A 21,760-nucleotide genomic window follows, 5' to 3' on the forward strand; every position below is an offset into this window, starting at 1 on the left:
ACTATAAAGATATAGGGGAGTGGGGCGTTCTATGGCAAAATCATTATGTAAGTGGAAAAAGAAAGACATAGAAAAAAAGCTTGAACAATTGGCACAGATAATTGAAAGCCCACAATATATTTGTGCCGATTGCGCACGTTCTGCGCACAGTAAAGGGTACCTTTGTAAAGCGGTGAAAATGCCTTCGGGTAAACATAATGTTGAGCAAGAAGAAGACTAATTAGACAGGTTTAACCCTAACGACTCTTCTACTTGGCTGTGATTAAGGTCTATCGATATCTTTTTTAATTTATCTCTTTCACTGGTTAGGTTGGCTTGAAACAAGTCTTTGCCCTTAAGCCAATCCAAATCGAATTCTAAAGTTATTTCTTCATCGTCAGCATACACGTCAAAGTCCGGTAAAAAGTCGGGTTGTCTTTTTTGGTTTAATAATACGGCTAAGCGAAATAAACAAATCAGTCGATATACCTGCTGGTTTGAGTACAACGAAAATTCAGGAATGTCATCCACCCTAATTTTTTTTCGATGAAATCGAACCAGAGTTGATAACAACAAAAGTTGCTCTTGACTAAAGCCGGGCATGGCGGAATTTTCAATAATATAGGCAGAATGCTTATGGGTACCCGATGAGTTTATATGCAGACCTATTTCATGTAATTTTGACGCCCATTTTAAAAGTAATTTCGCATCGGGAATATCTTTTAAGTGCCAACTTTTATAAGTGTTTTTATACAGAAATTTGGCGGTTGATTGCACCCGTTTAGCGTGCTCTTCGTCGACGCTCATACGACGTATTAAGCTGGTGACACTGCGTTCACGGATGTCGTCATGTTGCATCCGCTCTTCCATTTCATACAACACGCCCTCACGTAACGCCTTGTCACAATATTCAATAGAATCAATGTTTAAGCAATTAAAGGCTTCATTTAAAATGATAAAGCCCGTTAAAATAACCGCCTTTCTGTCTTCATTTAGCCCTTCAACATTTAATTCATCAAAGTGATCAAAGGACAGTAAAAGTTTCTTAATTTTACTCATGGCTTTTGGGGTTAAGTGATCTTCTGTAAAGCCATTAGCGAGAGCGAGTTCGGTCAATGCTGAAATAGTGCCTGAGGTGCCAATGCATTGTTGCCAGCCAATTTGATTGTATTGTTTGATTATCGGTTGTAGCTTTTGCTCTACATAAAGGGAGGCTTTTTTAAACCGCTTTTGGCTGATTTTACCGTTAGTAAAAAATAAGTTTGCCAAACTGACACAACCGGTGTTACGACTGCTTAATGCTAAGGTCTCAAAGTTTTTACCGATAACAAACTCGGTAGAACCACCGCCAATATCAATCACTAAACGGTTTTCTGTAAAGTGCATACTATGAGCAACGCCCTGATAAATAAGGCGGGCTTCTTCTTGTCCGGCGACAACAGTAATGGGATAAGGAAGAATGTTTCGAGCTTTTTCGAGAAACTCTTTGGCATTTAGCGCGCTGCGCAAAGTGTATGTCCCAATGAGTTTTACGTCATCAGGGTGAAAACCCGCCAAGGTTTGAGCAAAAATCTGCAAGGTTTTTAAGCCACGCTCTATGCTTGGCTGATCCAGCACTAAGTCTTTGCTAAGACCTTCAGCAAGACGGACTTTAATTTTCTCTCTTAGTAATATTTGTACGTCTTTGTCAATAATTCGGGCTAACACCAGATGAAAGCTGTTTGAGCCAAGGTCGACGACAGCAATGGTTTGCCCAAGAGGGGCGTTGTTTTGTTCGGGTTGATGCGTTGTCATAGTCCTATTTTACCTTTGCTCAATTGCCAATATGGTCTAATTATAACAACTGCATATTACTGTCACCGTTAAACCTTGGTAGATTTTTGTTTTTCGAGGTTTTTAAGGTATCGATATATTTCTGCCTGTGATTGACAAAGAGGGGCATTGTCTTTTGCACCAACGTATAGGTTAGTTTGGTCTTGATCTATTATCCGAGCTTTGACATTGTCGCTAAATTGCATAGCTAAAATGGCTTTCAGTTGTTGTTTTGCCTGAAGACAAGGGATTTCAAAACCCACTTCAACCCTGTCTTCAATATTACGAGTCATCCAGTCCGCTGATGAGATAAAAATCCGCTCATTGGCGTTATTATGAAATAGCATAATACGCGCATGTTCAAGGTATCGGTCGATGATGCTTGTTACTGTAATGTTTTCGCTAAATCCCTTAATACCAGGGCGTAAACTGCACATGCCTCGAATAAGCAGAGATATTTCAACCCCTGCATTACTTGCTTGATAGAGTTTATTAATTAACTGATGATCAACTAAGTTATTCAATTTTAATTGTATCTTTGCTGGATTACCGGCATTGGCAAATTCAATTTCACGGTCAACTAAAGCGTTAAGTTTTTGTCGTTGATTAATGGGCGAAATTAATAATCGTTCAAACTGAAAACTTTTGTAGCTGTGTTCAATAAAATTAAAAACGTTGTCGACTTCTTCGGCTATGTTGGGATCTTTGGTAAAATAAGCGACATCAGTGTAAATTTTTGCCGTATCTTCGTTAAAGTTGCCGGTAGAAATTAAACCATACTTTACAATTTTATCGTTCTCTTGGCGGTTGATTAAACATAGCTTAGAGTGCACCTTTAATGATGGAATACCCAGTAATACTTTTATGCCAGCATCCGTCATTCGCTTGGCCCATTCGATGTTATTATTTTCATCAAAACGGGCTCGTAATTCGACATTTACCGTGACTTTTTTCCCATTGCGGACGGCATCGAGAAGCGAGCCAATAATTTGAGACTTTTTGGCGACCCGATAGATATTCAATTTAATCGAGGTGACTTTGGGATCATAGGAGGCTTGGCGAATGAATTCTTTGAAATGATGAAATTTATGGTATGGGTAATGAAGCAAAATGTCTTGCTCACTGATTGCTTGCCAAACGGTTTTGTGTTGTCTAAATGCCGCACAATCTAATGACTTTTGCTTTTTAAAGCGCAAAGCAGGTTTTCCAACGTTGGGGAAGGCAATAAAATCTTTGAAGTTACGGTAGCGACTGCCAGGCAAGGTGCTATCATACTGAGTGAACCCCAATAGCTTCTTCAATTTTTTTTCCATTCGACTGGGCATATTTTCATCACATACAACGCGCACGGGTTCAGCATGTAAGCGTTGTTTTAACCCTTTAGTCATTTTAAGTAAGAGAGAATCATCTAAGTCTTGCTCACTTAAACTGTACTGCGCATCTCGGGTCATCTTAAATGAATACGCTTCGATATTGGTAAAGTCAAACAAGCCTTCAAAAATCAGGTTTAAGGCAAAACACATAACATCGTCTAATAAAATAATTTTTTGCACTTTGCTATTTTCGCTTTTGGGTAATAACACAAAGCGATCGGTTTCTGTTGTTGGTACTTCTAGCGCCGCATATCGCAATTCATCGTTATTTTGAATTTCAACAAACAAGTAAATAAGGTGATCTTCAATGCAATCGGGAAAGTCGACGAGATGACTGACGATGATGGGCTGGGTGTATCTAAGGACTTTATCGAGAAAGTATTTTTTTAACCACACTTGCTCGTTATTGGACAACGGCTCTTGGCTGACAATTTCAATGTTGTGCTCTTTTAAGCTGGCTTTAATATGGTCGTAGGCGCTGGTAAATGCGCGATGTTGTTCCAATATTGTTTGTTGCATTTGAGCAATTAAATTGCGATACAAAGCAACGGTCTGTTTATCGCCTTCGGCTCTTTTTATTAATATTTTCCGTCTAATATTGGCGACTTTAACCCGAAAAAATTCGTCTTGGTTACTTGAAAAGATACCAAGAAATCTGAGCCTTTCTAGCACTGGGTTATTGCTATCTTTAGCTTCTTGTAAAACCCGCTCGTTAAAGGCTAGCCAACTTAATTCTTCGGGAAAATATAATTCGCTCATTTAAGGTTATTTTTACCAAGGTAATTTGTATTTTTTCCTTATTATATTTAACTTTACGTTAATTACCTGTTTTTGTATATGTAGTCATCTAAACTTAATGGCAGGTGCATGGTATCGAAAAATTTTTATGCTTAGGGGCTAAACTTGCAAGAAGAACCACAAATTAATTATGATCAAATTTTCCATACAGCGCGGGTTATTGGAACCATAGGTGTGGTGTTTTTTTTATTGCTTGCTGGTGTCATGCTGCTCACAAAGCTCAACCTTTTGGCGCTATCAGATCAATACTTGCTGATGTTGTTTACCTTTTCCAGTGCCATATTATTGGCGTTTCTTTCTGGAATTATCTGGTCAGAATCACTCAGCGCTCGGTTGTTTAATCCGACCAGTAAACATCTATATTTTAGCCTTAGTTTTAATGTTATAGCTTTATTTGGTGCGGTGTTACATAATCGCTGGAGCGTGATGCTGTTTGGGTTTAGCTTTTTAGTGTTATTCTTTTTAGAAGAAGAACTGCGAAGGCCCAAGAGCTTCTCAGATCAAGACACACCTTCAAAAAACATTCGTCGTTATTTACGAATGCGCAAGCGCTTAACGTATCAAATTGTGGTCATACATTTATTTGTCCTCCTACTGTTTATTATCATGCCCTAATATTTTGCGCTTAAGATATTGATTTAGAACACGACCCTACAAAACTTTACATTTTTATAACACCTCATATCTACCTATCTTATCGATATTTTGCTCTAATTACGGTTCCTAAAGAGTGCTCAACTCGCCCCTGATTGTTAGGGCTTATTTTCTATCCCAGTTAAGGATTTTTATGTACGTACTAAACCCTGCTCAATTTAGCCCCGAACTGTTTTTAACAGAATACTGGCAAAAAAAGCCGGTATTAATCCGTCAAGGTTTTGCCAACTTTAAAGCCCCAATAGAGGCAGATGAAGTTGCAGGACTTGCAGGGCTCGAAGATGTTGAGTCACGTATTATCTATCGTGAAGGTGAGAGCTATGTCGCTGAATTTGGTCCTTTTGATGGCTTTCAACGATTAGGTGATAAAAATTGGTCTTTGGTCGTTCAAGCACTGGATCATTGGTCTGAAGATGCGGCTAAAATGATCGAACCATTTCGATTTATTCCGCACTGGCGCTTAGACGACTTGATGGTCAGCTTTGCAACACCTGGTGGTGGCGTAGGGCCCCATATAGATTGGTATGATGTGTTTATTTGCCAAGGCACTGGGGTTCGTAATTGGCGTGTGGGTGATAAGGGGGCGCATGTTGAATACGCTGCCCACCCAGCTTTGTTGCACGTTGAGGCCTTTGCACCGATCATTGATGAAGTCGTTTATCCCGGCGATATTTTGTATATTCCTCCTGGCTTTCCACATGATGGCGTGACCATTGAAAATTCATTGAGTTTTTCGGTTGGATTTCGATCTAACTCGTCGGTCAATTTTTTAAGTGGTTTGGCCGATTTCTTAATAGATAATGAGTTAGGCAACGAATTGATCAGCGATCCTCATCGACCTCTGTCCAACAACAGTGGCGCTATCAGTGCAGATGATTTCGGCTTAATTAAGCAAAACATGCAACACATCTTAGATAACAAAGAATTGATGCAAAAATTCGTCGGTACGTTTTTAACCGAAGCGAAGCATGAATTAGATTTAATGCCGGCCGATCAGCCTTTTACAACAACACAAGTATCGCAGTTGTTAAAGCAACACGATCTTATGCGATTGGGAGGACTGCGCGCCTTCTATTTTAGCGACAGTATTCACCAGGGCACGGTTTACATTAACTCCGAGCAGGTTACCTTTGACCAATCTTTGGTGCCTGCGATTAAAATGCTTTGTGATAATGTTTGTGTAACGGCCCAAATGATCAGTGCTTTTGCCGACAATAAAGACTTTCTAGCGTTTATCGTAACCATGTTAAATAAAGGCTATTGGTACTTGGCGGAATAAATCATGATATAAAGCTCTGAATTTAAGTTCAGAGCTTTTTTATTAAGCTAATTATTTTATCGCTTTTTTGTTTTTAGGGGGATTGGTCTTTAATAACTTTTATTGTGCACACTCACAACCGCGCGACCAGATGGATCGGCCATGTTTTGAAATGCTTCATCCCACGCTAGGGCGGTTTCGGTCGAACAGGCCACCGATTTTCCGCCAGGAACACACTCTGCGCACGATTGCAAAGGAAAATGTTGTTCAAAAATAGTGCGATAAAAATACGCTTCTTTTGTATCCGGGGTATTATGGGGAAATTTAAATTTAGCATGAGCCAATTGTTGATCGCTAACTTGCGATTCAACCAAGGCCTTTAAACTATCAATCCACGAATAACCAACCCCGTCAGAGAATTGTTCTTTTTGTCGCCATAGAATTTCTTCCGGTAAATAACCTGCAAAGGCTTGTCGCAACACGTGTTTTTCAATCTTCCCATCTCGACACATTTTATCGTCAGGATTGATCCGCATCGCAACGTCCATAAAGTTTTTATCTAAAAACGGTACCCGTGCTTCAATGCCCCAGGCCGACATCGATTTATTGGCACGCAAACAATCAAACATGTGTAATTTATCAAGCTTGCGATTTAATTCTTGATGAAATTCTTCGGCATTCGGCGCTTTATGAAAGTATAAATAGCCGCCAAAAATCTCATCTGCGCCTTCGCCTGACAACACCATTTTTATGCCCATCGCTTTGATTTTACGAGCCATTAAGTACATCGGAGTAGACGCTCTAATGGTGGTTACATCATATGTTTCAATATGATAGATAACCTCTTTTAGGGCATCAATTCCTTCTTGCACGGTAAAGGTGACACTGTGATGAATGGTACCAATGGCATCGGCAACCTTTTGCGCGGCCACTAAGTCGGGTGACCCTTCAAGGCCACAAGCAAAAGAGTGTACCTTAGGCCACCACGCCTCAGACAAATCGTTTTCTTCCACACGTCTGGCAGCAAATTTTTGGGTGATCGCTGACACCAATGAAGAGTCTAAACCACCTGAAAGTAACACCCCATATGGTACATCGGTCATAAGGTGTGATTTCACCGATTGCTCTAAAGCATTTCTCAGTGCGAGCACATCGGTTGTATTCTGTTTGACCGCCTCATAGTCTTGCCAGTCACGTTGATAATAGCGGGTTATTTTACCGATTCGACTGTCTAAGAAGTGGCCTGGAGGAAACTCGCTTACGGTTTTACAAATAGGGGTTAACGCTTTCATTTCGGAAGCAACATAAAAGTTACCATGCTCATCATGGCCCATATACAAGGGGATAATGCCAATGTGATCACGAGCAATTAAGTAACTATTATCTGTTTGGTTATAAAGCACAAATGCGAACATACCGTGCAAATTATCAACAAAATCGCTACCCATTTGTTCATACAAAGGTAAGATGACTTCACAATCTGACTTTGTTTGAAAGTCGTAGTCGATAGTCAGGTTGGCTTCTAAAGATGTGTGATTGTATATTTCACCGTTTACGGCCAACACATGATTTCGATTTCGGTTATAAAGGGGTTGTGCGCCATTTTCAGTGTCAACAATTGCTAGCCTTTCATGCACTAGAATCGCATTTTGATCAGAGTAGACACCTGACCAATCTGGTCCTCGATGTCTTAGTAAGCGAGAAAGCTCAATCGCTTGTTCTCGCAACTCACTGGCATCACCTTTGATGTCCAGAATACAGAATATTGAACACATAATTCTGATTCTCCTTGAAAATTAACTGAAATCGAAATCCAAACCTAACCTAAATTAAAGTCAACGTTCCTAAGACATTTCAATCTTGAAGTGAAGGGAAAAATACCGGCAGGATGTTAAATTTAATTTAAAAAAAAGACGGGCAATTCAGTTGCCCGTCTTTGAGAGTCTTATATTTACATATAAAAATCAATAGCTAAATTTAAAAAGTTAGAATATTTATTCAAATTATTTTATTAACACTTATTTTACATGCAGTTGGCGTTGAAACTCACTTGTTGCCGACCACTTAGGCCAGTCTGTTGAATTGGCTAAGTGGAAAATCGCATCAAAATGCACTTGCAAATCGGCAATAGCCCCCGCAAAATTCCACTGTGGGTTGTACTCATCACATAATTGGTGATAGCAACGGCGCATTTCTGGCAACATTTTCTCACGATAGGCCGCAACTTCTTCATTAATAGGGTCTACGCCACCACCAGCAAAGACAGCAGGCACCCCAACTTTGGCAAAGTTGAAGTGATCAGAACGGTAGTAACTGCCGGCGGCAGGATTTGTTCCTGGTGCTAATACACGATTTTGCGTTTTAACCGCGCGCTCAAGGTAATCCTCAACTTGTGATTTTCCTTTACCTCGAACCGTAAAGTCCGTTGTTTGACCTAAGATGTTTAAACTGTCTAGGTTAAACACAGCCACTGTTTTATTTAACGGATAAAGTGGGTTTTCAGCATAAAACTTAGAGCCTAATAAGCCTTGCTCTTCGGCTGTGGTAGCAACCACAGTTACCGAGCGCTCTGGGGTTTGATCAAGTCGGCCTAACGCTTTGGCGATTTCAATAATACCGCCAATGCCGGTGGCATTATCATGCGCACCATTATAAATTTTATCACCAGATAGCGAGTCATCGGTACCAATATGATCCCAATGACCTGTTAGTAATACGTGCTCGTCAGGGGTTTTACTACCAGCTAAGGTGGCGACAAAGTTATTCGACGTTGAGTTCTTAATAGTGCTTTTTACAGTGGCATTAGCTTTTAGGCCAAGGCTTTTGCTGATTGGGCCTTTAATCGCTTTTTCTTTGTACGTGCTAAAGTCTAAACCCGCTTGCTTAAACAGCTTTTCGGTGGTGTCTTTTGTAACCCAGCCTTCGACATTAACTCGACCTTTATTGCCATCTTCAGCGAACAGTCCGTATTGTGGACCAGTCCAACCATTGGTAACAACTGACCACGGATAAGAGGCCGGGGCGGTTTCATGAATGATAATTGCACCAGCTGCGCCTTGACGACTTGCCTCTTCGTACTTGTAAGTCCAACGACCATAGTAGGTCATCGCACTGCCGGTAAACAAATCTGGGTTTTGTGTTTCAAAACCTGGATCGTTAACCAGCATCAGAACGGTTTTCCCCTTAACATCAATATCTGCGTAATCATTCCAGTCATACTCAGGGGCATTGATCCCGTAACCAACAAAAACGATGTCAGAATTTTCAAGTTTTTCAAGCGTGCTAACTCGTGATGTCGCCAACACCATTTCATCAACATAAGCAAACTCTTGTGTTTGCTCATTACCTGTTACCACAAGTGACATGTCGCTGCTTGCGGAGATTTCAGATAATTCAACAGGCTGTAAAAAGCTACCGTTATTAGCCCCTTGCCATCCTGCTTGTTTAAAATGTGAAATTAAATAATCGAGAGTTTTTTTCTCACCGTCAGTGGTTGGTAAACGCCCTCCGAATTGATCAGAAGAAAGCACTTTGACATGTTTATGCAACGCTTTATCTGAAATACTGTCATAAGCCTGTTGGTAGGTTTGAGCAACGGCTTGTGATGAGATAACCAAGGCCGTGGTGGCCACAACTCCCTTAAGAAAAATGTTTTTTATCATTGTTAATTCCTATTTTGCTAACCGCCATAATGTACCTTTGTCGGGTATTAATTAAAAGATATTGTTATGAAATCTCTCCTTTTAATAGATAAAATGGAAAAAATAATATCGTCTAAGTATTTACTTTATATTAGCGAAATGAGTAACTTAGTTATCATCTAAGTGGGTTGAAAGAGTAAACATGATTTCAGTAGAAAATCTCAGCAAGTCGTTCGCGGCAAAAGCGGAAAATAACAAGAAGAAAAAATCGGATCTTGATCCAAGGCAGCAAGGGGGGCAATTTCACGCCTTAAAGAATGTCAGTTTTCATTGCAGTAAAGGCGAAGTATTAGGTTTGCTTGGCGCTAATGGTGCCGGCAAAACTACGACGTTAAGAATATTGTCATCAGCCCTTAAACCCGACTCTGGTGCGGTTATGGTAAACGGTGTTGACGTGTTGAAAAAACCGTTATTGGCGAAACAAAAGATTGGTTTCTTATCTGGAAAAACCGGTCTTTATGCACGCCTAACAGCCAAAGAAAATGTTGAATTTTTTGCCCGTTTACACGGGGTCAGTAAAAAAGATTTAGCCGTTAAAGGTGAGCAAATATATCAACAACTTGGCATCGTGGATTATTTAGATAGGCGGGTTGAACAACTCTCAACTGGGATGCAGCAAAAGGTATCGATAGCCCGCGCCGTTATTCATTCCCCCGAAGTATTGATTCTTGATGAACCGACAACCGGTCTTGATATTATGGCCACCGAAACCATTATGAATTTTGTTCAACAAATGCGAGAACAAGGTACTGCAGTTATTTTTTCAACCCATCATCTTGATGAAATCGCCTTACTTGCCGACAGAGTATCGGTGATAGAGCGAGGACAAAGTTGCTTTAATGGCAGCTTAAGCGATTTTCAACAACATTCCGAAAGTGGCGATTTACGCAAAGCATTTATGAATATCATCCAAGGAGCGAAGTCTGATGTGGCTAGTATTTGTTAAAGAATTAAGGGAGTTACTAAGAGATCGTAAAACACTCTTTTTTATCATGGCGTTGCCAATGGTGGTATTTCCTGTGTTATTTGGGGTTGTGGGCTTTATTGGGGCTAAATTTGCCCTTGATCAGCATCAGAAGGAAATTCGTTATGTGATCATCAACGAACACGCGGCGCCAAAGTTCGCTGAAACTGTGTTTTACCACAGTGATTTTAAAAAACTCGATCTAACACTTGCCGGCGAAGAGCAAATACGCGCGGCTATTCAAAATGAAGAGGTTGATCTGGTGTTGGTTTTAGACCCTAATCACCAAGAAAAAATAGCGGCGTTAGAAAAAAGTCATTGGCAGGTATATTCAAACAGTTCGAGTATTTTTGAAGCAACACAAGCAAAGATAGACAAGTTACTCAACCAGTATACCGACAATCTACAGAAGCAAAAATTAGACAAAATCAACATGCTCGAACAAGAGTATCAAGCGTTTCGTCAACCCGTTGCCTATCAATATATAGATACTGCCGATGACAGAGAAAGCTTTGGTGAAAAACTCGGTGGCTTTATCCCCTATATTTTGATCCCTTTGTGTTTAACCGGCGCTATGTATCCCGCCATTGATTTGGGGGCAGGGGAAAAAGAACGAGGTACAATAGAAACCTTATTGTTAACGCCCGTGTCACGCTTTGCTTTGGTAATGGGCAAGTTTTTATGCAGTACCACTACCGCAATAATGACGGCGCTTATTACCATTTTTAGTATGGTGTTTTGGTCATACCTTATTGGTAAAGTTCTTAATTTTGGTTTGGTTTCACAAGTGCTTTCGTCAGTGCAATGGTACGATTATATTTTAATTGTATTACTGCTCGTGCCGGTTTCAGCCATTTTTGCGGCCAGTTCGTTAGCCATATCTATTTACGCTAAAAGCTACAAAGAAGCACAAAACTACATGGGGCCGTTGACCATGGTGGTGTTCATGCCCGTTATTGTGGCGATGCTGCCAGGAAGTAGCCTTACTTTTGGCTGGTCAATGGTGCCTATTTCTAACGTGGCATTGGCAATTAAAGAGTTGTTAAAAGGTACTATCGACTACACTTATCTCATTGTGATTTTCGGCTCAACTGGGGTATTTGCGTTACTAACCATAATGTTTTGTGTGCATTGGTTTAATAAAGAGTCGGTATTATTTCGTTAATACGCGGTCAAAGGATGCTGGGGTGGTTTATTTTTAACCACTTTTTTGGGTGGTGTTAGCAATTACCTAAAGAATCCAAAAAAATCTGCTAAAAATAAAACTTTACACTATGTTAGGGATAATTTTTTCTGTAAAATTATCCCTTTTTGTATCTGGGCTAATTCACCAAGAATTTTGCCGATAATAAAAGTCAATCGCGAATTCACTTTCGCCCGAGGAGACTATGAATTTAGATGATATTATCTTGCAAGCTGAACAAGCGGTTGCAAGCGCAGAAGAACCTGCTGCTCTTGATCTGGTAAGGGTCGAGTTTTTAGGTAAAAAAGGCAAATTGACTGAACAATTAAAGGGTTTAGGTAAATTAAGTCCTGAAGAGCGCCCAAAAGCAGGGCAGTTGATCAATGTTGCTAAACAACAAGTGCAAAAATTAATTCACCAACGTGGTGAAATTTTACGTGCAGAGCAAATCAAAGCAAAACTTGCTGGTGAAACCATTGATGTGACTTTACCTGGTCGAACCATGGAACATGGTGGTTTGCACCCAGTAACCCGTACAATTGAACGAATTGAAAGCTTTTTTGGTGAATTAGGCTTTGAAGTAAAAGCGGGTCCAGAAGTTGAAGATGATTTTCATAATTTCGATGCGTTAAATATTCCGGCTCATCACCCAGCGCGTGCCGATCATGACACTTTTTATTTTAACCCTAAGTTGGTATTAAGAACCCAAACATCGGGTGTTCAAATTCGTACCATGGAAACAGAGAAGCCACCACTTAGGATCATTTCTCCAGGGCGTGTTTATCGTAACGATTACGACCAAACACATACCCCAATGTTCCACCAGGTTGAGGGTTTAATGGTCGACAAAGACGTAAGCTTTACTCATCTGAAAGGGATTTTGCATGACTTTTTGCATAACTTCTTTGAAGAAGATTTAGAGATTCGTTTTCGTCCATCTTACTTCCCGTTTACCGAACCATCAGCGGAAGTTGATGTTAAAGGTAAAAACGGCAAATGGTTAGAAGTACTAGGCTGTGGCATGGTACACCCAAATGTACTGCGCAGTGTTGGTGTTGATCCAGAAGTTTACACCGGTTTTGCGTTTGGTATGGGTGTTGAGCGTTTATCAATGTTGCGTTATGGCGTAACCGATTTGCGTTCATTCTTTGAAAACGATCTTCGTTTCTTAAAACAGTTTAAGTAGGAAAGCCAATAATGAAATTTAGTGAATCTTGGTTACGTGAGTGGGTAAACCCTGCGATTTCAACTGACGAATTAACCCATCAAATTACTATGGCTGGCCTTGAAGTCGATGGCGCAGAAGCCGTCGCCGGTGAATTTACCAATGTGGTTGTTGGTGAAGTAATCGAATGTGGTCAACATCCGGATGCAGACAAATTACAAGTAACAAAAGTTAATGTTGGCGATGAAATTGTTGATATCGTATGTGGTGCCAAAAACTGTCGTTTAGGGTTAAAAGTTGCGGTTGCAAAAGTTGGCGCGGTATTACCGGGTAACTTTAAAATTAAAAAAGCCAAACTGCGCGGCGTACCATCACATGGGATGTTGTGTTCTGAGTCTGAGCTTGGTTTAGCGGATAGTGCTGATGGTATTATTGAGTTACCTTTAGATGCTCCGGTAGGTCAGTGTATTCGTCAATACTTAAATCTTGACGATGTCACTATTGATGTCGATTTAACGGCTAACCGTGGTGATTGTCTAGGCATTAAAGGCTTGGCTCGTGAAGTTGGTGTGTTAAACAACATGGCGGTAAATGATGTTGAAATTATCGACGTTGATGCCAGTATTGATGACAAGCGTGATGTGAACATTATTGCTGGTCAAGCATGTCCACGATACCTTGCAAGGGTGCTTAAAAACATTAACCCAACGGCCACAACGCCATTGTGGATGGTTGAAAAGCTACGTCGTTGTGGTATTCGTTCTATCGATCCGGTTGTCGATGTTACCAACTACGTCTTATTAGAGCTTGGTCACCCAATGCATGCGTTCGATTTAGCCAAAATTGATGGCAGTATTAATGTTCGTTTTGCCAATAAAGACGAAAAGCTTACGCTATTAGATGGCAACGAAGTTACGCTTTCAGAGCAAACTTTGGTGATAGCCGATGATCAGAAACCAATGGCTATGGCTGGTATCTTTGGTGGTCTTAATTCAGGTGTTACCGAACACACCAAAGATGTTTTGTTAGAAAGTGCATTTTTTGCGCCGTTAGCGATTTTAGGTAAAGCCCGTCAATACGGTTTACACACAGACGCTTCACATCGTTACGAGCGTGGTGTTGACCCACAATTACAACGTCAAGCGATTGAACGCGCGACAGCTTTATTGTTAGACATTGTTGGTGGTGAAGCTGGTCCTGTTGTTGAAGCGGTAAGTGAAGAACATCTGCCACAAGCAAAACAAGTGACGTTACGTCGTAGAAAATTAGACTCTCGCATTGGTATTCACATTGAAACCAATACTGTTACCGAGATTTTAACCCGTCTTGGTATGAACGTTGAATTTAATGACGACACTTGGACAGCCACGGTACCAGCGTATCGCTTTGATATTTCTATCGAAGAAGATCTGACTGAAGAAGTAGCTCGAGTATACGGTTATAACAATATTCCTAATGTTGCACCAGTGGCTACACTGTCGATGCGTGCGCATAAAGAAGCGCAGTTAACCATTAGTAAGTTTCGCAATGCCCTAGTTAATCGTGGTTACCAAGAAGCCATTACGTACAGCTTTGTTGACCCTAAAGTTCAATCGTTACTGCACCCAGAGCAAGACGTGTTAACTTTACCACACCCAATTTCTTCGGAAATGTCGGTGATGCGTTTAAGCCACTTTACCGGTCTTGTGCAAGCGGTGGTACATAATCAAAATCGTCAGCAACCACGTGTGCGTTTATTTGAAAGCGGTCTTCGTTTTATTCCAGACAGTGACGCTGAAAATGGTGTCCGTCAAGAAGCCATGCTCTCTGGTGTGATCACGGGTTTACGTAATGGCGAACATTGGCAAATGGAAAAACAAGTGGTGGATTTCTTCGATGCCAAAGGTGATGTTGAAGCCTTATTAGCCCTTACTGCCGATGCCAAAGCATATCACTTTGAAGCCGCCGATGTACCAGCATTACACCCTGGGCAAACCGCCGCAATTTACAAAGGTGATACTTTAGTTGGGCATGTTGGTGCCATTCATCCTGAGTTAGAGCGTAAGCTAGGATTAAACGGTCGAACTTTCGTATTTGAATTATTACAAAGCGAAATTTTGACTCAAAAAATTCCTCAAGCAAGTGAGATTTCTAAGTTCCCTTCAAACCGCCGAGATTTAGCGGTAGTGGTGAATGAAAAGGTAAGTGCAAAAAGTGTTCTACAACTCATTGAAAAGGTTGGCACAAATCACCTATGTAGCCTAGAATTGTTTGATGTATACCAAGGACAAGGTATTGAACCTGGATTTAAGAGTCTGGCAATCGCTCTGACTCTGCAAGATAACACCAGAACACTTGAGGACAAAGATATCAATGATGTGGTTACCAAAGTAGTTGACGCATTGAAATCTGAGTTTGATGCATCTTTAAGAGACTAATTTTATGGCGCTAACTAAAGCAGAAGTATCAGAACACTTATACGAGCAGCTTGGCTTGAGTAAACGTGATGCAAAACTGATGGTTGAAGAGTTTTTTGAACAAATCAGATCATGTTTAGAAAGTGGCGAGCAAGTTAAATTATCAGGATTTGGTAATTTTGACCTTCGTACTAAGAATGAACGACCAGGACGTAACCCTAAAACGGGTGAAGATATTCCAATCTCTGCTCGTAAAGTTGTAACCTTCAGACCAGGCCAAAAGTTAAAAAACCGGGTTGAAGAAGCTAATAAAGACAAGTAATTGTTTCAGATGTTTAGAGTTAAAAAAGCTGCCGTTGTGCAGCTTTTTTTTTGGCCTTAATAAAGTAACGACACCGGCCAAATTGGTTGTAAATAACCCTTATTTTATGGCCAAAGACACACGACTGAAATGTTGCCATAAACGATGCAAACTTTAACAAATCGATTAAAAAATAAACATTGTTTTAAAGTAAGCATGTGGTAGTATTGCCGCCCCTCATTTTAGGGAAATTGAATCAGTTATTGTGACATACGTCACATTCACCGTTATTGGTGCCTATTTATGTTCGTCATAACTGATTTTTATGTTTAGTCATTTACAAGTGGCAGTAAAACGTTTAGCTCGGCTTACTTATGTAATAAATCGTTGTTTATCCACTGAAGAATATTTATATGCCTTACAAAGGTATTGGTGCAATATGAGTTTAATCGAAAACTTGTTCATAATTTTTACATTAATTGCAATAAGCAGTTTTTTTTCTATGTCTGAAATATCGTTGGCAGGGGCGCGTAAAATGCGTTTACGTCAATTGGTTGAAGAAGGCGATCTGCGCGCAGAAAAGGTATTGTTGTTACAAGAGCAACCGGGCAATTTTTTCACCGTTGTTCAAATTGGTTTAAATGCGGTTGCTATTTTAGGTGGTATTGTTGGTGAGTCAGCTTTTACCCCGTATATTGCCACCTTATTGTCAAATTTTCTGACTGATCCGTGGTTAAGCAAAGTCAGTTTTTTCTTATCATTTGCTTTGGTCACCTTTTTGTTTATTTTAATTGCGGATTTAATGCCAAAGCGTATTGCGATGGCGATACCTGAAAAAATTTCAATGGCTCTCGTAGGTCCAATGTTAATGTGCATTCGTGTGCTTAAGCCTTTGGTTTGGTTTATTAACATTATGGCGGATGGGATCATGGCTATTGTTCGTGCACCGACAGTTCGTAATGATGAAATCACAACGGATGATATTTACGCAGTGATGGATGCCGGGGCAGAAGCTGGGGTTCTTGACAAAGAAGAACAGCAAATGATTGAAAATGTTTTTGAAATGCAATCTATACCAGTGACATCTGCGATGACCTCACGAGAAAGTATTGTGTATTTTCTTACCAACGATAGTGAAGAAGAGATAAAACGCAAGATCAGTGAGCAACCCCATTCTAAGTTTTTGGTATGTGAAGGTCAGTTAGATAATATTAAAGGCTATGTTAATGCCAAAGAAATACTCATTAGCTTAATTAATAACAAATCGGTTGATTTAAGTGATAAACACATGGTGCATTCGTGTCCAATGTTGCCAGATACTTTAAATTTGGCTGAAGCGATGGATCATTTAAAAGAAAAACGCACAGACTTTGCATTGATCATGAATGAATATGCCCTGGTTGTTGGGGTCGTAACCAGCAATGATTTGCAGAGCGCTGTTATGGGCACCTGGGCAATGCACGATGTCGATGAGCAGATCATTGCTAGAGACAATCACTCTTGGTTAATTGATGGAGCAACCCCAATCACGGATGTAATGAAAGCACTGAATATTGAAGAATTTCCTAACAGCTCTCAATATGAAACCATTGCAGGCTTTGTGATGTACCTTCTTCGAAAAGTACCTAAACCTACGGATATGGTGGTGTATGCTGGCTATCAATTTGAAGTGGTGGATATTGATGCGTTTCGAGTTGATAAGCTTTTAGTGAGCAAGATTGATTAAACCAAATAACTAGCACCGCATACTCCTGTGGTGCTATTAAATATTACCCTGCCGACCTCGTTTTCTTTTACGGCGCAATATCAGTTTTTTTGCATGTTTGGATTGTTATAAGCTTTGGCCTTAAAATATGCTTGGCCGCTAAATAGCAGCAAACTAAATGCCGTTGAAACAATAAGTCCCGTTAACAATGCATTAAGCTCAAGTGGAATGGTTAAACGATAGTGCGATGCGGTGGCCAAAACGATATCGGCGTCAAATTGACTAAAGAAATGATAAATTTGGCTTAAATAATCACTGTTATTAAGCGCATTTAGCTGTTTCGATAATGCGTCAACCCTTGCCAAAAGTTGGGCCAGTAATTCAGCCGTCTGATTAATACTTGGGTCAATACTCCCTTGGTAGCGTTTTAACAGTTGTTGTAAGTCACCATTGTGTTGGTTATCGGCAATGTGTTGAAATTGACTGAGTTGATAACTTACTTCATCAAGGTGACCGCCCAAACGCTGTTTATATTGTACGATAAACGAGGGCAGTTGAACCGCAACAATAAAATTGACTACAAACAACAATCGGTCAAAGGTGTGTGTTAGAAAACGAAGCATACAAATAACCCTTTTTTATTAGTAAAACAGATGCGCATTTTGCTGTAAAGCTAAGATATTTTTGTAATGTAAAATAAACCGATGATTTCATTCACTTCTAAGGTAAACTGCGAATAATATTTTTTTAAAAGAAACACCAATTGGTAATGAATTAACGTATGGATGATAAAATACAAGACACTGTCTGTGGGGCAATTAAGATGATGAACAAAATAGGCCAGAGCGAAGACGGTGCTGTCGTTGCTCAAACTAAGCTTTGGCTAGAACAGGTGATTATTAAACTGAATTTTTGTCCGTTTGCCAAAAAAGAATTTGTGCAAAATACCATCGCCTACCCAGTGATCCGTCAACATTCTATGGCGTTAGCCCTAGAGCAATTACAACAACAATTTGTTGTGCTCGATAATAACCCTAAAATCGCCACCAGTTTGGTGATATTTCCTGAGCATTTTAACGATTTTTATGATTTCTTAGATTTGGTGGATATGAGTCAGGCATTACTTGAAAGTTTGGGGTATGAAGGCATTTATCAAATTGCCACATTTCATCCAAATTACGTTTTCGAGGGGGTGCCACAACACGATGCCAGTCATTTTACGAACCGCTCGCCTTATCCAACGTTGCACCTTATTCGGGAAGATGACATGGAAAGAGCGGTTAAAGCGCATCCCGATCCAGAGGGCATACCGGATACCAATATCAAACTGAGCCAAGAGTTAGGCGCAGAATATTTTCAATCTTTATTATTAAGTTTTAAACAACACACAAGGACAGAGGATAAATAACATGGATTTTATGCCGTATTGGGACGAATTTGTCATTATTGTGGTGGTTCATTTTTTGGCGGTGGCAAGCCCAGGCCCCGATTTTGCCATAGTGGTAAAACAAAGCCTTGGCCGAGGTCGTAAACACGCCTTACTCACCAGTGCGGGGATTGGCACCGGCATATTATTGCACGTCACTTATTCATTAATTGGCATTGGCTTACTCATTCATAGCTCGCCAACTTTATTTAAAGGTTTAACCTACATTGCGGCTGCGTATCTTGGCTATTTAGGGGTTATGGGCATAATGGCTAAGCCACAAACTCCTGGCAACGATAATCAGAGTATCGCAGAAAAACCGCAAACTCTAGTCCGAGCGTATTTAACGGGCTTTCTCGTTAATGGCTTGAATGTAAAAGCGACCTTGTTTTTTGTGTCTTTGTTTTCGTTAGTTATTTCATCGCAAACACCAATTGTTGTGCAATCGGTTTATGGTCTGTATATGGCCGTTGCGACTGGGCTATGGTTTTGTTTTATTTCTTATTTGCTTACCACCGATCATTTACAAAAACGGGTCATTTCAAAGGGCTATATTATCGACAGATTAATGGGCGTGGTCTTGATATTTTTAGCATTAAATATTGCCTTCGGTGGCTAAGTAAAAAATCTGGGGTGAGTTATGTCGCCAGATGTTTTATAATCGTCTAAATTTGTTCTGATTTTTAAGATGTTTCGTGGAACCAAAAAAGTATATTGAAATAGGCGGCAGTGTCGAAAAGGCATTGGTCGGAGAGTATAAAATTAGCCCAGAGTCGGTCCTTAAAGAAGCTTGGACCTTAACGAAGACCAATAAGCAACCGATTATCTCGGGTTTATTATTGGTGTTGTTAATTGGTATGATCTTATCGTTTTTTGCTTTTGAATATATGGGCGGAGCCGAAGCGGTTATTGCCGATCCACAAAAACAATGGATCATCAATTTATTGGCAACAGTGGTGTTATACCCATTTATTGCTGGTGTTGAGATGATGGGCGTGTCTCACTCTGTTGGGATCAAAACCCGTACAGGCTTTGTTTTTGCTTTCCTAAAACGCAGTGCCTTTATCGCCCTAGCGGCGGTGATTGTTTCAAGTTTAACCTCTCTTGGTTTTTATTTGATTTTGCCTGGTATTTACTTAACGGTGGCTTTGTCGCTCACCATTCCATTGATCATCGAAAAACAGATGTCGCCTGTGCAAGCGATTATATTGTCTTTAAAAGCAACAAGATTTGAGTGGTTTAACTTATTTAAAATATACGCAATGCTTTTTGCTTTGTTGTGTTTATCGATTTTACCATGGGCTTTTGGTGTGCCCAGTATCATTGCTATGCCTTTATTTTGTGTCGCCATGCTTTGGCTGGCCCCGATGTTTTATAACGTCAAAGGTATTTTATATAGAGAAATTTTTGGCATAAAAATGCAGGTGGTTTCTTCCGATAAAGGTACACAATCACCAGACAGTTATTTTTCTGCCTAAGAGGTATTTATGTTTAAAATTTTGGTGAAATTCGTCGCTGCTGCCTTCTTTGCGTACATGCTTGTTGCGCCATTTTTGTATCAAAGCGAATCTGAGATCCGCGCCAGTAAAGGTACAATTAAGTCCAAAGCACAACAAGGTTTAGCCAAGCACAACGTCGATTTACCGGATTTTGGCGCAATTAAAGATCCAAATGAAAAAAAGAGTCGGTTTTTTAATTTTATAAAGCCGGCAATTGAAGCTCAAAACGCCCGTATCTTAACTTTCCGAGCCCAGTTAATCAAAATACAGCAACTGCTTGATGATGGTAAAGCGCTTTCAGCGCCACAGCAGCTTGCGTTAACTCAGTTGGCCGATACCTATTCGGTGTCACCATCTCTTGATAAACAGCAACAAGTACGCCAGTTGCTGACTAGAGTAGACGCCATTCCTACCGAATTGGTCTTAGTGCAAGCTGCCAATGAGTCTGCTTGGGGGAGTTCTCGTTTTGCTCGCTTAGGGTTAAACTTTTTTGGTATGTGGTGCTTTAAAAAAGGCTGTGGTTTGGTACCGCAAGGGCGAGAAAGTGGATTAAATCATGAAGTGGCTGCGTTTAAGTCGGTAGATCAGATGGTGGCGCGTTACTTTCTAAACATTAATACCCACAATGCCTATGCGTTGTTTCGACAGATCAGAGTCGATCTGCGTGAAAACAACATCGAACTTCAGGCTGACATTTTGGCCACGGGTTTATTACCTTACTCAGAGCGTGGTATGGATTACATTGTCGAAATTAATACAATGCTTCGTCACAATGCCCGTTTCATCAAAACCTAAATCGATACATAATTAATATAATATGAAAATACATAACGTTTTTGCCAGCGCCAGTATAGCGCTTGCTATGTTGGTAACTCCAATGAGTGCCATCGGACTTGAACTTGAATATAAGGGCTTTTACAAGCGTTTAAAGCTTATTAACGATAATGAACTTGATTTGATCACCATGGGCTTTTATCTCGTTGACAATCATACGCGTCAACGATGTGAGCTTAAAAACGTTAGGGCTCTTGCAAAAGGTATGCCTGCACAAAACGTTGATATTGGTATCGATAATCAAATTTTGGTCCCTTATTCGCAAGCGCACTATGACAATTTTGGTTACTTACAAGTACAACAACAAGACCCTCGTCAGGATTGTACTTTACAGATGCAAATCCAATTTAAAGATAAAGAGCAAAAAGCGTTTAGCTTTAACGACTTAACCCAAGTAAAAGAGCAAATGCAGGAATTGGTCGATGAGTTTGGTTCTTTTCTGTGGTTTATGATGCCTAATTTACAAGGTTTGCATTTTGAATTGGACGCCAACAATCATCTTGATTTTGTCGACCCAAGCATTAAGTCTTTGCTTCAATGCAGTGCTACGACATGTCAACTAGCATTGCCCGAGGAATTTGATGCTACTGATATTGCGCTTGAATTTAATCAGCCTCCCTTGGTCATCGCGCCCTGGATGGAAAAATAATCTAATACCAATTTATCATAACCCCGTAGCAAAAGAATTTGCACGTAAGTCCTTTGCTGTACT

The 21,760-nt window shown here is 40.2% G+C and carries 19 protein-coding genes; 14 read left to right on the top strand and 5 right to left on the bottom strand.

All coding sequences use genetic code 11. The features are described 5' to 3' along the window. The first annotated feature begins 31 nt into the window (after nt 1-31). A complete protein-coding gene (locus tag ACAY00_RS06760) occupies nt 32-220 on the top strand; it encodes a hypothetical protein (RefSeq protein WP_371379004.1) in 189 nt (62 codons plus the stop codon). Here ACAY00_RS06760 and ppx read toward each other — a convergent pair. Continuing rightward, on the bottom strand, nt 217-1,773 hold the full coding sequence (gene ppx, locus ACAY00_RS06765; RefSeq protein ID WP_371379007.1) for an exopolyphosphatase: 1,557 nt from the start codon (nt 1,771-1,773) through the stop codon (nt 217-219). The genes ACAY00_RS06760 and ppx overlap by 4 nt on opposite strands. Before the next feature lie 68 nt (nt 1,774-1,841). Continuing rightward, nucleotides 1,842-3,923 carry a polyphosphate kinase 1 gene (gene ppk1, locus ACAY00_RS06770; protein ID WP_371379010.1) on the bottom strand — a complete coding sequence of 694 codons (2,082 nt, stop codon included), beginning with the start codon at nt 3,921-3,923 and terminating at the stop codon, nt 1,842-1,844. A gap of 144 nt (nt 3,924-4,067) precedes the next feature. Between ppk1 and ACAY00_RS06775 the strand changes: the two genes are divergently transcribed. Both ACAY00_RS06775 and ACAY00_RS06780 read left to right on the top strand, forming a co-directional pair. After that, entirely contained in the window at nt 4,068-4,577 is a 510-nt protein-coding gene (locus ACAY00_RS06775; protein WP_371379013.1) for a DUF3429 family protein, read from the top strand. Nucleotides 4,578-4,749: 172 nt separating this feature from the next. Next, nucleotides 4,750-5,895 (top strand): JmjC domain-containing protein, encoded by a 1,146-nt coding sequence (locus ACAY00_RS06780; protein WP_371379015.1) that lies wholly within the window; start codon nt 4,750-4,752, stop codon nt 5,893-5,895. 89 nt (nt 5,896-5,984) lie between these two features. On the opposite strand, the gene asnB is transcribed toward ACAY00_RS06780, so the two are convergent. Both asnB and ACAY00_RS06790 read right to left on the bottom strand, forming a co-directional pair. Then, nucleotides 5,985-7,649: an asparagine synthase B gene (asnB, locus tag ACAY00_RS06785; protein WP_371379019.1), complete on the bottom strand. Its 1,665-nt coding sequence runs from the start codon at nt 7,647-7,649 to the stop codon at nt 5,985-5,987. A 243-nt stretch (nt 7,650-7,892) separates the two neighbouring features. Beyond that, entirely contained in the window at nt 7,893-9,536 is a 1,644-nt protein-coding gene (locus ACAY00_RS06790) for a M28 family metallopeptidase (RefSeq protein ID WP_371379022.1), read from the bottom strand. A 181-nt stretch (nt 9,537-9,717) separates the two neighbouring features. Here ACAY00_RS06790 and ACAY00_RS06795 point away from each other — a divergent pair, with 181 nt between their 5' ends. From ACAY00_RS06795 to ACAY00_RS06820, 6 genes are all read left to right on the top strand, one after another. Next, complete coding sequence (locus ACAY00_RS06795; protein ID WP_371379025.1) at nt 9,718-10,521, top strand: ATP-binding cassette domain-containing protein; 804 nt, start codon at nt 9,718-9,720, stop codon at nt 10,519-10,521. Then, complete coding sequence (locus ACAY00_RS06800) at nt 10,502-11,704, top strand: ABC transporter permease (RefSeq protein WP_371379028.1); 1,203 nt, start codon at nt 10,502-10,504, stop codon at nt 11,702-11,704. The genes ACAY00_RS06795 and ACAY00_RS06800 overlap by 20 nt, the downstream gene beginning before the upstream one ends. A gap of 223 nt (nt 11,705-11,927) precedes the next feature. Beyond that, the gene (gene pheS / locus ACAY00_RS06805) at nt 11,928-12,908 is read left to right on the top strand and encodes a phenylalanine--tRNA ligase subunit alpha (protein ID WP_371379030.1); all 981 of its coding nucleotides are present in this window, start codon (nt 11,928-11,930) and stop codon (nt 12,906-12,908) included. An 11-nt stretch (nt 12,909-12,919) separates the two neighbouring features. Further along, nucleotides 12,920-15,304 (top strand): phenylalanine--tRNA ligase subunit beta, encoded by a 2,385-nt coding sequence (gene pheT / locus ACAY00_RS06810; RefSeq protein WP_371379033.1) that lies wholly within the window; start codon nt 12,920-12,922, stop codon nt 15,302-15,304. A 4-nt stretch (nt 15,305-15,308) separates the two neighbouring features. Beyond that, nucleotides 15,309-15,605 (top strand): integration host factor subunit alpha, encoded by a 297-nt coding sequence (locus ACAY00_RS06815; protein WP_371379036.1) that lies wholly within the window; start codon nt 15,309-15,311, stop codon nt 15,603-15,605. A gap of 418 nt (nt 15,606-16,023) precedes the next feature. Next, nucleotides 16,024-17,310 (top strand): hemolysin family protein, encoded by a 1,287-nt coding sequence (locus ACAY00_RS06820; RefSeq protein WP_371379039.1) that lies wholly within the window; start codon nt 16,024-16,026, stop codon nt 17,308-17,310. Nucleotides 17,311-17,390: 80 nt separating this feature from the next. Here ACAY00_RS06820 and ACAY00_RS06825 read toward each other — a convergent pair whose 3' ends face one another. Then, nucleotides 17,391-17,912 carry a DUF2937 family protein gene (locus tag ACAY00_RS06825; RefSeq protein ID WP_371379042.1) on the bottom strand — a complete coding sequence of 174 codons (522 nt, stop codon included), beginning with the start codon at nt 17,910-17,912 and terminating at the stop codon, nt 17,391-17,393. A 158-nt stretch (nt 17,913-18,070) separates the two neighbouring features. On the opposite strand from ACAY00_RS06825, the gene ACAY00_RS06830 reads away from it, so the two are divergent. From ACAY00_RS06830 to ACAY00_RS06850, 5 genes are all read left to right on the top strand, one after another. Further along, on the top strand, nt 18,071-18,697 hold the full coding sequence (locus ACAY00_RS06830) for a DUF1415 domain-containing protein (RefSeq protein WP_371379044.1): 627 nt from the start codon (nt 18,071-18,073) through the stop codon (nt 18,695-18,697). Between the two features lies 1 nt (nt 18,698). After that, the gene (locus ACAY00_RS06835; RefSeq protein WP_371379047.1) at nt 18,699-19,334 is read left to right on the top strand and encodes a LysE family translocator; all 636 of its coding nucleotides are present in this window, start codon (nt 18,699-18,701) and stop codon (nt 19,332-19,334) included. Between the two features lie 76 nt (nt 19,335-19,410). Then, a complete protein-coding gene (locus ACAY00_RS06840; RefSeq protein ID WP_371379050.1) occupies nt 19,411-20,193 on the top strand; it encodes a hypothetical protein in 783 nt (260 codons plus the stop codon). 9 nt (nt 20,194-20,202) lie between these two features. Beyond that, the gene (locus ACAY00_RS06845; RefSeq protein WP_371379053.1) at nt 20,203-21,009 is read left to right on the top strand and encodes a glucosaminidase domain-containing protein; all 807 of its coding nucleotides are present in this window, start codon (nt 20,203-20,205) and stop codon (nt 21,007-21,009) included. A 22-nt stretch (nt 21,010-21,031) separates the two neighbouring features. Further along, a complete protein-coding gene (locus tag ACAY00_RS06850; protein ID WP_371379056.1) occupies nt 21,032-21,697 on the top strand; it encodes a DUF2987 domain-containing protein in 666 nt (221 codons plus the stop codon). The last annotated feature ends 63 nt before the right edge of the window (nt 21,698-21,760 follow it).

Origin of the sequence: Thalassotalea sp. 273M-4 (assembly GCF_041410465.1) — a bacterium.
Lineage (GTDB): Bacteria > Pseudomonadota > Gammaproteobacteria > Enterobacterales > Alteromonadaceae > Thalassotalea_A > Thalassotalea_A aquiviva.